Below are 13,155 nucleotides of genomic sequence, written 5' to 3'. Positions count from 1 at the left end.
GAATTGTTATATTAGCGAGCGAGTTATGTTGGCGGGCGCCATATTTAATCGAGTCTACAGAACGGAACATCAGGCCATTGCCGATATTCGCGCATTTCTGCGCGCCAATGACCTGAATATTGATACGACGGTGGAAGTGTTTATTACCGTTACGCAGAACGATAAATTGATGGCCTGCGGCGGCATCGCCGGCAATATTATTAAATGTGTTGCCATCAGCCCGCAGCTACGCGGCGAAGGGCTGGCGCTGTCGCTGGCGACCGAGCTGGTCAACCTGGCGTACGAACGCCATCACAGTCAGCTGTTTATCTATACCAAAACGCAAAACGAAGGCCTGTTCCGCCAGTGCGGCTTTTACCCGATCGCCGATGTGCCGGGCATTGTGGTGCTGATGGAGAACAGTCCGTGCCGCCTGCAGCGCTATGCGGCGCGGCTGGCAACGCAGCGCCGGCCGGGCGAGGTGATCGGCAGTATCGTGATGAATGCCAACCCGTTCACCCGCGGTCACCAGTATCTGATCCGCCGCGCCGCCGCACAGTGCGACTGGCTGCACCTGTTTCTGGTGCGTGAAGACACCTCGCGTTTTCCCTATGAAGACCGGCGCCGGCTGGTGATGCAGGGCAGCCGCGACATCGCCAACCTGACGGTACACGAAGGTTCGCAGTATGTGATCTCGCGCGCCACCTTCCCCTGTTACTTCATCAAGGAGCAGGGGGTGGCCGACGACTGCTACACCGAAATCGATTTAAAAATCTTCCGCCAGTATCTGGCACCGGCGCTGGGCATTACCCACCGGTTTGTCGGCAATGAGCCTTTCTGCGCCGTCACGGCGAAATATAACCGCGATATGCGCCACTGGCTGGAAACGCCGGCGCTGTCCAGCCCGCCGATCCAGCTGGTGGAGATTGAACGGCTGCAGTATCAGGGCACCGCCATCTCCGCCTCCTGGGTTCGCAAACTGCTGGCCGCCGGCGATTTCCACGCCGCCGCGCCGCTGGTGCCGGAAGACACCCTTTACTACCTGCAGGATCTGCAGGCACGACGCCAGTCTAACGCGGCGTCGCCGGAATTTGAGTCCGCACAATCAGGTGAATGATGAAGATAATCCGAGAAGCAATGGCCGGCACGCTGGAATCCAGCGATGTGATGGTGCGCATCGCGCCCTGCGACGGCCCGCAGCATGACCTGCTGATTGCCAGCAGCGTGGAAAAACAGTTCGGCGCGGCGATCCGCAACACGCTGCTGCAGGTGCTGAACCAGTACGGCGTCGAGCCGGTACAGGTGATGGTCGACGACAAAGGCGCGCTGGACTGCGTGCTGCACGCCCGGCTGGAAACCGCGCTGATGCGCGCCAGCGACGACGGCCAACTGCCCTGGGAGGTGAGCGATGAAAACGCTGAATAAATCCCGTCCGCGCCGCAGCATGCTGTTTGTGCCGGGGGCCAACGCGGCAATGGTCAGCAACGCCTTTATCTATCAGGCCGACGCGCTGATGTTCGATCTGGAAGATTCGGTGATCCTGCGGGAAAAAGACGCGGCGCGCCGTCTGGTGTACCACGCGCTGCAGCACCCGCTGTATCAGGAGGTGGAAACCATCGTGCGGGTCAACGCGCTGGACTCCGCCTACGGCCTGGCGGATCTGCAGGCGGTGGTGCGCGGCGGCGCCGACGTGGTGCGGCTGCCGAAAACCGACGGCGCGCAGGACGTGCTGGATATGGAGCGTGAAATTAGCGCCATCGAGCGCGCGTGCGGTCGTCCGCAGGGCAGCACCGGGCTACTGGCGGCGATTGAGTCGGCGGCGGGCATCACCCACGCCGTCGCCATCGCTCAGGCATCGCCACGCCTGATCGGCATCGCGCTCGGCGCGGAAGATTACGTACGCAACCTGCGCACCGAACGTTCGCCGGAGGGGATTGAGCTGCTGTTCGCCCGCTGCTCGATTCTGCAGGCGGCGAGAGCGGCCGGTATTCAGGCGTTCGATACCGTCTATTCCGATGCCAACAACGAGGCCGGTTTCCTGCAGGAGGCGGCGCTGATCAAGCAGCTGGGCTTTGACGGCAAGTCGCTGATCAATCCGCGGCAGATTGAGCTGCTGCACAACCTGTACGCGCCGAGCGCCAAAGAGGTGGCGCACGCCGAGCGGGTGGTGAATGCCGCCGAAGCGGCGGAGCGTGAAGGGCGCGGCGTGGTGTCGCTGAACGGCAAGATGGTCGACAGCCCGGTGATTGAGCGGGCGCGTCTGGTGCTGCAACGCGCGGCGTTGTCCGGCATTCGTGAAGAAGCAACGCACAGCGGGGAGGCGCAATGAAACGTCAACAAGGACCGATCGATCTGCAGCAACTGGCCGGCCTGGCCGTCTATCAGGAGAGTTCAAAAGCCAATCAGCAGGCGGCCAAACCGCGCGACAGAAAGCGCTGCGACTCGCTGCAGGAGGCGGTGCGCCGCAGCGGCCTGCAGGACGGCATGACCATTTCGTTCCACCACGCGTTTCGCGGCGGCGATCTGACGCTGAACCAGGTGATGGACACGCTGGCGGCGATGGGCTTTCGCAACCTGACGCTGGCTTCCAGTTCGCTCAGCGAGTGCCATGCGCCGCTGGTGGAGCATATCCGCCACGGCGTGGTCAGCCGTGTTTACACCTCCGGCCTGCGCGGCCCGCTGGCGGAAGAGATTTCTCGCGGCCTGCTGGCACAGCCGGTGCAGATTCATTCCCACGGCGGGCGGGTCAACCTGATTGAGTCCGGCGAGCTGCATATCGACGTCGCCTTTCTCGGCGTGCCGGCCTGCGATGAGTTCGGCAACGCCAACGGCTACAGCGGCGACGCCTGCTGCGGTTCGCTCGGCTACGCCAAAGTGGATGCGCAGCACGCCGATACCGTGGTGCTGCTGACCGAGGCGCTGGTGCCGTACCCGCATCATCCCGCCAGTCTGGCGCAGGATCGGGTCGATCTGATCGTACAGCTGGAGCGGGTCGGGGATGCCGACAAGATCGGCGCCGACGCCACCCGCATGACCTCCAACCCGCGCGAACTGCTGATCGCCCGCCGCGCCGCCGAGGTGATCGCCGCTTCCGGCTATTTCAGTGAAGGTTTCTCGCTGCAGACCGGCACCGGCGGCGCGTCGCTGGCGGTGACGCGCTTTTTGGAAGACAAGATGCGCGCCCGCGGCGTGCGCGCCGGTTTTGCGCTCGGCGGCATCACCTCCACCATGGTGGATCTGCACGAGAAGGGGCTGATCGGCAAACTGCTGGACGTGCAGAGCTTTGACCGCGCCGCGGCCGGCTCGCTGGCGCGTAACCCGCAGCATATCGAAATCAGCGCCAATCAGTACGCCAACCTGACCTCGAAAGGGGCGGCGGTGGATCGGCTCGACGTGGTGGTGCTGAGCGCGCTGGAAATTGACGCCGGGTTCAACGTCAACGTGCTGACCGGTTCCGACGGCGTGCTGCGCGGCGCTTCCGGCGGCCACTGCGACACCGCCGCCGCCGCGCGGTTGGCGATTATCGTTGCGCCGCTGGTGCGCGGGCGCATCCCGACGCTGGTGGATGAGGTGACCACCTGCGTCACGCCGGGATCCAGCATCGACATTCTGGTTACCGATCACGGCATTGCCGTCAACCCGGCGCGCCCGGAACTGGCGCAGCGGCTGCGCGACGCCGGGCTAGCGGTGGTTGATATCGGCTGGCTGCGCCAGCGCGCTCTGACGCTGACCGGCGAACCGCAGCCGATCGCCTTCAGCGACAAGGTGGTGGCGGTAGTGCGCTACCGCGACGGTTCGGTGATTGACGTGGTGCGTCAGGTGGCGGAGTAGCTTATGGCGATCCTCCCCCCCGAACAGGCCGCCAACCGCGCCGTCGGCCTGACGGAACTGCTCGCCGCCCGCGAGCGGCGGCGCGACCGTCAGCAGGCCTGGCTGACGCGCCATCCGGCGACGCTGGTGGTGCTGACGCCGCTGGCGCCGGGCGCGCTGAAAGACAGCCCGCTGACGCGGCGCATCTTCAACCTCGGCTGGCAGGCGCTGCGCGCCGAGCAACGGCGGCAGGGGTGGCGCTGCCTGCGCGCCGAGGCGCAGGGGCTGCCCAGCGGCGGCGAAGGTTTTTTGTCGCTGCAGGCGGCGGCACGGCAGGTGAAACAGTGCTGCATCCGGCTGGAGGATATGCATCCCGCCGGGCGGCTGTGGGATATCGACGTGCTGGACGCGCAGGGGCGCATTCTGTCGCGCGACGATGGCGGGCTGCCTGCCCGGCGCTGTCTGCTGTGCGATCGGCCGGCGCGCGTCTGTGCGCGGCAGCGCCGCCACGACGTTGAACGGCTGCTGGCCGCCATGGAGGAGACGCTCAATGCTGCACTCGCTGCCCGCTAGTTCCGCCAGTCCGTCGCCGCTGTCTGCGGCTGAACGGCGCTTTGCCCTGTATGCCTATCGCGCCTTGCTGACCGAGGTCAACCTGACGCCGAAGCCCGGACTGGTCGACCGCGACAACAACGGGGCGCATCAGGATATGCATATCGGCCATTTCTATCGCAGCGCGCGCGCCATCGGCGTCTGGCTGCCGCGCTTTATCCGTCAGGGGCGGCAGGACGCGGCGCTGCCGGCCGATCGCGTGCTGGCGCGGCTGCGGCCGCTTGGTCTGGCCTGCGAAAACCATATGTTCCACGCCACCGGCGGGGTCAACACCCACAAGGGCAGCGTGTTTGCGCTCGGGCTGCTGTGCTGCGCATTCGGCCGTTTGTCGTCGCCGACGCCCGCTGCGCTGTGCGCGGAGGTGGCGGCTATCTGCCAGGGGCTGACGGTGCGCGAGCTGCAGCGCAACAACGCCGGGCAGAGCGCCGGCCAGCGGCTGTACCGCCGGTTTGGCCTGAGCGGCGCGCGCGGCGAGGCCGAAGCCGGCTTCCCGCTGGTGCTGCACGGCGCATTACCACGCTATCTGCGGCGGCTGCGGCAGGGCGATAACGCGCAGAGCGCGCTGCAGGACTGCCTGCTGTGGCTGATGGCGCACAACGGCGATACCAATGTCGCCGCGCGCGGCGGCATGGAAGGGCTGCGCTGGCTGCAGCAGCGGGCGTCGCAGCTACTGGCGCAGGGCGGCGCCGGCGGCAGAGACGGTATCGCGCGACTGCGCCGGTTTGACGCCGAGTGCACGGCCCGTCATCTCAGCCCCGGCGGCAGCGCCGACCTGCTGATAGTCACCTGGCTGCTGGCGCAGATATCGCCACCGGCCTTACAGGAATAATAATGCTGCGTTCAGGAGAACCTCTATGAGTCCGTTGAAACAAAAATTCGCCAAGGCGCTGGCGCCGCTGGTGGTGCTGGCGATCCTGCTGCTGATACCGGCGCCTGCCGGTATCAGCAGCAGGCGTGGCGCTATTTCGCCATTTTTGTCGCCATGATTATCGGCATGATCCTGGAGCCGATCCCGGCGACCGCCATCAGCTTTATTGCGGTAACGGTGGGCGTGCTGGCCGCGCCCTGGGTGCTGTTCAGCCCGCAGGAACTGGCCGGGCCGGGCTTTAAGGCCGGCAAAGAGGCGCTGAAGTGGGGGCTGGCCGGCTTTTCCAGCACCACGGTGTGGCTGGTGTTCGGCGCATTCATCTTTGCGCTCGGTTACGAGGTCACGGGGCTGGGGCGGCGCATCGCGCTGTTTCTGGTGAAGTTTATGGGCAAGCGGACGCTGACGCTCGGCTATGCGGTGGTGATTATCGATATCCTGCTGGCGCCGTTTACTCCGTCCAACACCGCGCGCACCGGCGGCACGGTGTTCCCGGTGGTGAAAAACCTGCCGCCGCTGTTTGACTCGTTCCCGAACGATCCGTCGTCGCGGCGCATCGGCGGCTACCTGATGTGGATGATGGTGGTCGGCACCAGCCTCAGCTCGTCGATGTTCGTCACCGGCGCGGCGCCGAACGTACTGGGGATTGAGTTTGTCAGCAAAATCGCCGGCGTACATATCAGTTGGATGCAGTGGTTTATGGCGTTTCTGCCGGTGGGGCTGGTGCTGCTGATTGTCGCGCCGCTGCTCTCCTATTACCTGTATAAACCGGGCGTCACCCACAGCAGCGAGGTGGCCGGCTGGGCCGACGGCGCGCTGGCGGAGATGGGCAAACTGAGCCGTCAGGAGTACACGCTGATCGGCCTGGTGCTGTTGAGCCTGTGCCTGTGGGTGTTCGGCGGTAAAGTGGTGAACGCCACGGCGGTGTGCCTGCTGGCGGTGTCGCTGATGCTGGCGCTGCACGTGGTGTCGTGGAAGGCGATCACCCAATACTCCAGCGCCTGGAATACGCTGGTGAATCTGGCGACGCTGGTGGTGATGGCCAACGGCCTGACGCGCTCCGGCTTTATTGACTGGTTCGCCACCACCATGAGCACCCACCTGAGCGACTTCTCGCCGACGATGACCGTGGTGGCGCTGGTGCTGGTGTTCTACTTCGCCCACTATCTGTTTGCCAGTCTGTCGGCCCATACCGCCACCATGCTGCCGGTGATTCTGGCGGTGGGCAAAGGGCTGCCGGGCGTGCCGATGGAGCAGCTGTCGATTCTGCTGGTGCTGTCGATCGGCCTGATGGGCGTGCTGACGCCGTACGCCACCGGGCCGGGGGTGATCATCTACGGCTGCGGCTATGTGAAGTCGAAAGACTACTGGCGGCTGGGGGCGATCCTCGGCGTGCTGTATATCGCCGCCTTGCTGCTGATCGGCTGGCCGATCCTCAGCCTGTGGTATTAAGCGTGATGCCGGCGGCCCGTTAGCGGGCCGCCGCTGTATTGCGCCGCGCGTGACCCTCCTCACACCTTTTCTTGCCGAACCCCGCCATGATGTCCGGTCAGGCTAACTGATTAAAAACACACACAACAGGGACCCTTCGCGATGAAAAAAAACAAGATGCTGCTCTGCCTGCCGCTGCTGTTTTCCGCCTCGGCGTTGGCGGAAACCGCCGACTATCAGCTGGAGCAGGTGCTGGTGATGAGCCGCCACAACCTGCGCGCGCCGCTGGCCAACAACGGCAGCGTGCTGGCTAACTCAACGCCGCAGGCCTGGCCGCAGTGGGATACGCCGGGCGGTGAGCTGACCACCAAGGGCGGGGTGCTGGAAGTGTATATGGGGCACTATTTCAACGCCTGGCTGAAGCAGGCCGGCCTGCTGCCGCAGCAGGGCTGTCCGACACCGGGCAGCGTCTACGTGTACGCCAACAGCCTGCAGCGCACGGTGGCCACCGCGCAGTTCTTTACCAACGGCGCGTTCCCGGGCTGTGACGTGGCGGTGCATCATCAGGATAAAATGGGGACTATGGACCCGACCTTTAACCCGATTATTACCGATAACAGCAAGCAGTTTAACCAGCAGGCGCTGAAGGCGATGAACGACAAACTGCACTCGCTGCAGCTGGATGCCGCCTACCGGCAGCTGGCGAAAATCACCGATTACGCCGACTCCAGCGCCTGTAAAACCGACAAGCAGTGCGACCTGACCGCAGAAACCAGCACCATGAGCGCGGTGCCGGGTAAAGAGCCGGGCGTCGCCGGCCCGCTGCGGGTGGGCAACTCGCTGGTGGACGCCTTTATGCTGCAGTATTACGAGGGCTTCCCGGCCGATCAGGTGGCGTGGGGCAAGGTGACCACGCCGGAGCAGTGGCGGCAGCTGGCACAGCTGAAAGACGGCTATCAGGATTCGCTGTTCACTTCGACGGTGGTGGCGCAGAACGTCGCCAAGCCGCTGCTGACCTACATCAGCTCGGCGCTGATCGGTAAGGAGAAGGGCGATGCGCCCAAGCTGACGGTGCTGGTGGGGCATGATTCCAACATCGCCTCTCTGCTGTCGGCGATGCAGTTCAAACCTTATCAGCTGCCGCAGCAGTATGAAAAAACGCCGATCGGCGGCAAGCTGGTGTTCCAGCGCTGGCACGATAAGCAGGGCGATCGCGACCTGCTGAAGATTGAGTATGTCTATCAGTCCACCGAGCAGCTGCGCAACGCCGACAAGCTGACGCTGCAGCATCCGCCGCAGCGGGTGACAATGGCGCTGGAAGGCTGCCCGATCGATAAAGACGGCTTCTGCAGCTGGAGCGACTTTGAAAAAGCGATGAAAACAATGCTGTAAGCGCCGATAGCCCCTTTCTCCGGTGAGAGAGGGGCTGTACGCCCGCCCGTCACTCGCATTACACTGCTCCCCGTCGATCCTAAACTGCGGAACCGCCGTGCTCACTACATTTCTTACCGATATCCGCTGGCTGCCGGTCAGCGACTTTCCCGGCCGGGTTATCCGCGGCCGTTTCAGCCTGACGGCCTACCATGACGCACTGTGGCAACAGGCGGCGCTGCCGTTCCCTGACCATCTGTCCGCGGCGGTGGCGAAGCGCCGCGCGGAGTATCTGGCCGGACGTCTGCTGGCGCGCCAGGCGCTGGAGGCGTTGGGGCATCCGCAACGGGTGGTGGCGCGCGGCGCCGATCGCGCGCCGGTCTGGCCTGACGGCATCGTCGGCGCGCTGAGCCACAACGCGGATACCGCGCTATGCGCCGTCGCACCGGCGGCCGATAGCGGCGGCGTCGGGCTGGATGTGGAAACGCAGATGCCGATGCAGCGCGCCGAGCAACTGTGGAGCGGGATCGTCAACCCGGCAGAGCAGGCGTGGCTGCGGCAACAGCCGCTGCCGTTCAACCTGTCGCTGACGCTGACGTTCTCCGCCAAAGAGAGCTTGTTCAAGGCGCTTTATCCGCAGGTGCAGCGCTACTTTGATTTTCTCGATGCGCAGATCGTCGCATTGGATCCGCAGGCGCAGACCTTTACGCTGGCGCTGCTGCAGGATTTAACGCCGCAGTGCCCGGCCGGCCGGCGTTTTGGCGGACGCTTTACGCTTGATGGTGACAACGTAACCACATTTATTTTATTTTAAATCAATCAACTAAATGTATTCCGCCGCCGGCTGCGGCAGCGCTGGACAAGCGTATTTTCGCCGCTACAATAAATACTGTTTAAATAAACAGGTGTTGGCGATGACGATCGACCTTTTTGAAGACGCGCTGCCGGCGCCGTGGCGTGAGGAGATAGCGCCCGGCGCGGTGGTGCTGCACGGATTTGTCCGCGACCACGGCCCCGAGCTGCTGGCGGCGGTGCGCGGCGTGGTGGCGCAGGTGCCGTGGCGGCATCTGACCACGCCCGGCGGCTATACCATGTCGGTGGCGATGAGCTGGTGCGGCAACGGCTGGACCAGCGACAGCCGCGGCTACCGCTACGCCGAACGCGACGCGGGCAGTGGCCGCCGTTGGCCGGCGATCCCGCCCATTCTGCTGGCGCTGGCGGACGAGGCTGCGCTGCAGGCCGGCTTTGGCCACTTTACGCCGGACTCCTGCCTGATTAACCGTTACGACCCCGGCAGCAAGCTGTCGCTGCATCAGGATAAAGACGAGCGCGATTTCGGCGCGCCGATCGTATCGGTGTCGCTCGGGCTGCCGGCGGTGTTTCAGTTCGGCGGCCTGCAGCGCAGCGACCGGGCGCGGCGTATTCCGCTGGCGCACGGCGACGTGGTGGTGTGGGGCGGTCCGTCGCGCCTGTGCTTCCACGGTATTTTACCGGTGAAGGAGGGCTACCACTCGCTGGTGGGATCGCACCGCATCAACATCACTTTGCGCAAGGCGCTGTAAGACGCGGCTGCTGCGCCAGGCAGGCGACCAGATGGTCGATAAACACCCGCAGCCTGGCGGGCAGGTGCGGCGTCGGCGCATACAGCAGCCACAGCCCGCCGCGATAGTTACTGAGAAACTCCCAGTCCGGCAGCACCTGCACCAGTTCACCGTCCTCCAGCGCCTGTCGGGCGGTAAAGTACGGCAGGCTGCCGATGCCGATATGCTGTCTGACCGCATCCAGCCGTACGCCGGTGTGGTTGGCGGCATAGCGCCCGCGCACGTTGACCGTCTGCGTCTTGCCTGCCCGGCGGAAGCGCCAGCGCGCGTCGTTCGGCGTCTCTCCCAGATAGATGCAGCTGTGCTGCGTCAGCGCCTGCGGCTGCTGCGGCGTACCGTGCTGCGCCAGATAGTGCGGCGTGGCGCACAGCAGGTGCTCAATATCCATCAGTTTACGGCCGATCAGCCCCGGCGACGGGCTGTCGGTGATGCGCAGCGCCAGATCCACGCCGTCGTCAATCAAATCCATATAGCGGTCTTCCAGCCGCAGGCGCACGTCCACCTTGGGGTAGCGTTGCAAAAATGCCGGCATATGCGGGTGCAGCACAAAGCGGCCGACCGCTTTCGGCACGCTGATGCTGACCAGCCCTTCCGGCTCGGCGTCGTTTTGTCCGCTGAGGCTGAGCACCGCGTCGGCCGCCGCCAGCATCTGCCGGCAGTATTGCAGGGCGGTTTCTCCCTGCTCGCTCAGGCGCAGCTTACGGGTGGTGCGGTGCAGCAGGCGCAGCGCCAGCGCCCGTTCCAGCTTGCTGACGCTGCGGCTGACGGCCGAGGGGGAAGCGCCCAACTGGCGGGCGGCGGCGGAGAAACTGCCGCTTTCCGCCACCTGGACGAATACGGCCATCTCGGCCAGTAATGTGGTGGCTTGATTTGTGATCACAGCGCAAAAGTCCATTCTTCTGATAACGGATTATCCTCTGATTATGACATGAATATACTGAGTGCAGGGTCAATTAACCGGGGAATAAATGATGACAGAACGACATTATTATCACAGCGATGCACTGCAGTTGCAGGCGCAGGTGCTGGCCTGCCAGCCGCTGGAGGACGGCAACTATGCGCTGGAGCTGGATGCTACGCTGTTTCATCCGCAGGGCGGCGGACAGCCGGCCGATGGCGGCACTCTGAACGGCGAACCGCTGCTGCGGCTGGTGCCGCGCGGTGAGGATATTCTGCACGTGGTGGCGCGCCCGCAGCCGCCGGGCGCCATCGATATCGAGGTCGACGGCCGGCTGCGGGTACTGCATGCGCGCTGGCACTCCGCCGGTCATCTGATCGGCTATCTGGGGGAAACGCAGGGCTGGCGCCCGGTGAAGGCGCATCACTGGCCGGGGGAAGGGCGCATTACCTTTATGCCCGGCGACGGTGTGAAAGCGCTGGAGCAGGCATGGCTGCAGGAGGCGCTGACGCGCCTGATCGCCGCCGATTTACCGCGCCGTCAGCGGCAGGAAAACGGCGTTCGCCAGGTCGGCTTCGGCGATCTGCCGGCCTACGGCTGCGGCGGCACCCACGTGCGCTCGCTGGCTGAGCTGGGTGAGGTGACTATCAGCGCGCTGAAAATGAAAAAAGGCCAACTGGTGGTTTATTACGATCTCAGATAACGGCGCGACATTTCGCCGGTAATTTTTCTGCCCGTAGCACGTGCTGCGGGTTTTTTATGCCGTCATGCCTGCCGCTTGCGTAACTTGTGAGCCGCCTCACGCCGTTTCCCTTATTTTATTCCTGATGCTTGAGAACGCTCTCATTCCTTTTTATTGGTGTTGGAAACCGGTTTCCATATCGTTTCCAATGGCGGTGAGAAATGCATCCAACCATCACTGGGGTAATAACAATGAAGAAAATTATGCTTTGCTGTTCTGCGGGGATGTCGACCAGTCTGCTGGTAAAGAAAATGACGGCGGAGGCCGCCAGCCGCGATCTGCCGGTGGAGATTGCCGCCTATAGCGCGGGGGAATTTGATGAGCAGTTCAGCCGCTATCAGGTGGTGCTGCTGGGGCCGCAGGTGAAATATATGCTGCCGGCGCTGTCTGCGCGCGCGGCGGAGCAGGGCATTCCGGTCGCGGCGATCGATATGATGGATTACGGCATGCAGCGCGGCGATAAGGTGCTGGATTTCGCCCTGGCGCTGATCGCGCAGCAGGGAGAGCCGGCATGACCTCTCTCTATCAGGCGATGGTCAACCTTATCGAGCAGAAGGTGACGCCGCTGGCCGGCAGCGTCGGCCAGCAACGCCATGTGATTGCCATCCGCGACGGCTTTGTCTCCGCGCTGCCGTTTATGATCATCGGCTCATTTATGCTGGTGTTTATCTTTCCGCCGTTCTCCGCCGACAGCAGCTGGGCGTTCGCCCGCGGCTGGCTGAATTTTTCACTGCAATACCGTGAACAGCTGATGCTGCCGTTTCACCTCAGCATGGGGGTGATGACTTTCTTTATCTCGGTGGGGATCGGCGCCAGCCTGGGGCGGCACCATAAACTGGACCCGATCATGACCGGCCTGCTGGCGCTGATGGCGTTTTTACTGGTGGCGGCGCCGTACCGCGACGGCGTGATCGATACGCAGTATTTCTCCGGCGAGGGGATTTTCACCGCTATCATTACCGCGCTGTATGCCGGTGAACTGTACGCCTGGCTGAAGCGGCACAATATCACCATCCGGTTGCCGCAGGAGGTGCCGACCGGCGTCGCGCGATCGTTTGAGATCCTGATCCCGGTGGTGGCGATCGTCGCCACCCTGCATCCGCTTAATCTGCTGGTGCAGAGCTACACCGGCATGATCATTCCCCAGGCGATTATGCATCTGCTGCAGCCGCTGGTGTCCGCCTCGGACTCGCTGCCGGCGATCCTGATTTCCGTGTTTATCTGCCAACTGCTGTGGTTCGCCGGTATTCACGGCGCGCTGATCGTCACCGGCATCATGAACCCGTTCTGGATGACCAACCTGGCGCTGAACCAGACCGCTCTGGCGGCGGGCGCGCCGCTGCCGCATATCTACCTGCAGGGCTTCTGGGACCATTACCTGCTGATCGGCGGCGTCGGCTCTACGTTGCCGCTGGCGTTTTTACTGCTGCGCAGCCGGGCGGCGCATCTGCGCAGTATCGGCAAGATGGGCGTGGTGCCCAGCGTGTTCAATATCAACGAGCCGATTCTGTTCGGTGCGCCGATCATCATGAATCCGGTGTTTTTCCTGCCGTTTATTCTGGTGCCGATGATTAACGCCACCTTCGCCTATATCGCCACCAAACTGGGCTGGGTAGCGCAGGTGGTGTCGCTGACGCCGTGGACCACGCCGGCGCCGATTGGCGCCTCATGGGCGGCGAACTGGGCGGTAAGCCCGCTGCTGATGTGCCTGTTCTGCATGGTGCTGTCGGCGCTGATGTATTACCCGTTCCTGAAGGCTTATGAGCGCACGCTGCTCAAGCAGGAGCAGGAAAAACAACAACCACAGGGCGGAGAAGCCGCCGTTAATTCCTGACGTAAGGGGTCG

Annotated in this window: 13 protein-coding genes and 1 pseudogene; 13 read left to right on the top strand and 1 reads right to left on the bottom strand. The window is 63.8% G+C overall.

The window, feature by feature from the left end:
- Positions 1 to 25: 25 nt before the first annotated feature.
- The 10 genes and pseudogenes from citC (at position 26) to alkB (ending at position 9,630) form a co-directional block, all read left to right on the top strand.
- The gene (gene citC / locus CLM71_RS15400) at positions 26 to 1,096 is read left to right on the top strand and encodes a [citrate (pro-3S)-lyase] ligase (RefSeq protein ID WP_105231798.1); all 1,071 of its coding nucleotides are present in this window, start codon (positions 26 to 28) and stop codon (positions 1,094 to 1,096) included.
- Positions 1,096 to 1,404, top strand: coding sequence for a citrate lyase acyl carrier protein (gene citD / locus CLM71_RS15395; protein ID WP_105233434.1), 309 nt, complete (start codon positions 1,096 to 1,098; stop codon positions 1,402 to 1,404). The genes citC and citD overlap by 1 nt, the downstream gene beginning before the upstream one ends.
- Positions 1,388 to 2,308, top strand: coding sequence for a citrate (pro-3S)-lyase subunit beta (gene citE / locus CLM71_RS15390; RefSeq protein ID WP_105231797.1), 921 nt, complete (start codon positions 1,388 to 1,390; stop codon positions 2,306 to 2,308). The genes citD and citE overlap by 17 nt, the downstream gene beginning before the upstream one ends.
- A complete protein-coding gene (gene citF, locus CLM71_RS15385; RefSeq protein WP_105231796.1) occupies positions 2,305 to 3,810 on the top strand; it encodes a citrate lyase subunit alpha in 1,506 nt (501 codons plus the stop codon). The genes citE and citF overlap by 4 nt, the downstream gene beginning before the upstream one ends.
- Positions 3,811 to 3,813: 3 nt before the next feature.
- A complete protein-coding gene (citX, locus tag CLM71_RS15380) occupies positions 3,814 to 4,362 on the top strand; it encodes a citrate lyase holo-[acyl-carrier protein] synthase (protein ID WP_105231795.1) in 549 nt (182 codons plus the stop codon).
- Positions 4,340 to 5,230, top strand: a complete 891-nt coding sequence (gene citG, locus CLM71_RS15375) for a triphosphoribosyl-dephospho-CoA synthase CitG (RefSeq protein WP_105231794.1) — start codon at positions 4,340 to 4,342, stop codon at positions 5,228 to 5,230. Before citX ends, citG begins: the two co-directional genes overlap by 23 nt.
- Before the next feature lie 25 nt (positions 5,231 to 5,255).
- Positions 5,256 to 6,718, top strand: a pseudogene (locus CLM71_RS15370) (anion permease).
- Between the two features lie 141 nt (positions 6,719 to 6,859).
- Entirely contained in the window at positions 6,860 to 8,089 is a 1,230-nt protein-coding gene (gene agp / locus CLM71_RS15365; RefSeq protein WP_105231793.1) for a bifunctional glucose-1-phosphatase/inositol phosphatase, read from the top strand.
- Between the two features lie 97 nt (positions 8,090 to 8,186).
- Entirely contained in the window at positions 8,187 to 8,882 is a 696-nt protein-coding gene (locus tag CLM71_RS15360) for a 4'-phosphopantetheinyl transferase (RefSeq protein WP_105231792.1), read from the top strand.
- 100 nt (positions 8,883 to 8,982) lie between these two features.
- Positions 8,983 to 9,630 (top strand): DNA oxidative demethylase AlkB, encoded by a 648-nt coding sequence (gene alkB / locus CLM71_RS15355; RefSeq protein WP_105233433.1) that lies wholly within the window; start codon positions 8,983 to 8,985, stop codon positions 9,628 to 9,630.
- Here alkB and CLM71_RS15350 read toward each other — a convergent pair.
- Positions 9,608 to 10,564, bottom strand: coding sequence for a LysR family transcriptional regulator (locus tag CLM71_RS15350; RefSeq protein WP_105231791.1), 957 nt, complete (start codon positions 10,562 to 10,564; stop codon positions 9,608 to 9,610). The genes alkB and CLM71_RS15350 overlap by 23 nt on opposite strands.
- 76 nt (positions 10,565 to 10,640) lie before the next feature.
- Between CLM71_RS15350 and CLM71_RS15345 the strand changes: the two genes are divergently transcribed.
- The 3 genes from CLM71_RS15345 (at position 10,641) to CLM71_RS15335 (ending at position 13,143) form a co-directional block, all read left to right on the top strand.
- Positions 10,641 to 11,270 carry a hypothetical protein gene (locus CLM71_RS15345; RefSeq protein WP_105233431.1) on the top strand — a complete coding sequence of 210 codons (630 nt, stop codon included), beginning with the start codon at positions 10,641 to 10,643 and terminating at the stop codon, positions 11,268 to 11,270.
- 230 nt (positions 11,271 to 11,500) lie between these two features.
- A complete protein-coding gene (locus CLM71_RS15340) occupies positions 11,501 to 11,824 on the top strand; it encodes a PTS sugar transporter subunit IIB (protein ID WP_054307116.1) in 324 nt (107 codons plus the stop codon).
- A complete protein-coding gene (locus tag CLM71_RS15335) occupies positions 11,821 to 13,143 on the top strand; it encodes a PTS sugar transporter subunit IIC (RefSeq protein ID WP_105231790.1) in 1,323 nt (440 codons plus the stop codon). The genes CLM71_RS15340 and CLM71_RS15335 overlap by 4 nt, the downstream gene beginning before the upstream one ends.
- Positions 13,144 to 13,155: the final 12 nt, after the last annotated feature.

The organism is Serratia sp. MYb239 (assembly GCF_002966855.1).
Taxonomy (GTDB): Bacteria; Pseudomonadota; Gammaproteobacteria; order Enterobacterales; family Enterobacteriaceae; genus Serratia_B; species Serratia_B rhizosphaerae.
The sequence above is the reverse complement of the archived record's forward strand: the minus strand, read 5'-3'. Positions and strand labels throughout refer to the sequence as shown.

Coding starts and splice junctions, on each gene's coding strand:
- citC (WP_105231798.1), top strand. CDS start 26: ATGTTGGCGGGCGCCATATTTAATCGAGTCTACAGAACGGAACATCAG.
- citX (WP_105231795.1), top strand. CDS start 3,814: ATGGCGATCCTCCCCCCCGAACAGGCCGCCAACCGCGCCGTCGGCCTG.
- CLM71_RS15350 (WP_105231791.1), bottom strand. CDS start 10,564: ATGGACTTTTGCGCTGTGATCACAAATCAAGCCACCACATTACTGGCC.
- alkB (WP_105233433.1), top strand. CDS start 8,983: ATGACGATCGACCTTTTTGAAGACGCGCTGCCGGCGCCGTGGCGTGAG.
- CLM71_RS15340 (WP_054307116.1), top strand. CDS start 11,501: ATGAAGAAAATTATGCTTTGCTGTTCTGCGGGGATGTCGACCAGTCTG.
- citF (WP_105231796.1), top strand. CDS start 2,305: ATGAAACGTCAACAAGGACCGATCGATCTGCAGCAACTGGCCGGCCTG.
- CLM71_RS15335 (WP_105231790.1), top strand. CDS start 11,821: ATGACCTCTCTCTATCAGGCGATGGTCAACCTTATCGAGCAGAAGGTG.
- citG (WP_105231794.1), top strand. CDS start 4,340: ATGCTGCACTCGCTGCCCGCTAGTTCCGCCAGTCCGTCGCCGCTGTCT.
- agp (WP_105231793.1), top strand. CDS start 6,860: ATGAAAAAAAACAAGATGCTGCTCTGCCTGCCGCTGCTGTTTTCCGCC.
- citE (WP_105231797.1), top strand. CDS start 1,388: ATGAAAACGCTGAATAAATCCCGTCCGCGCCGCAGCATGCTGTTTGTG.
- CLM71_RS15345 (WP_105233431.1), top strand. CDS start 10,641: ATGACAGAACGACATTATTATCACAGCGATGCACTGCAGTTGCAGGCG.
- citD (WP_105233434.1), top strand. CDS start 1,096: ATGAAGATAATCCGAGAAGCAATGGCCGGCACGCTGGAATCCAGCGAT.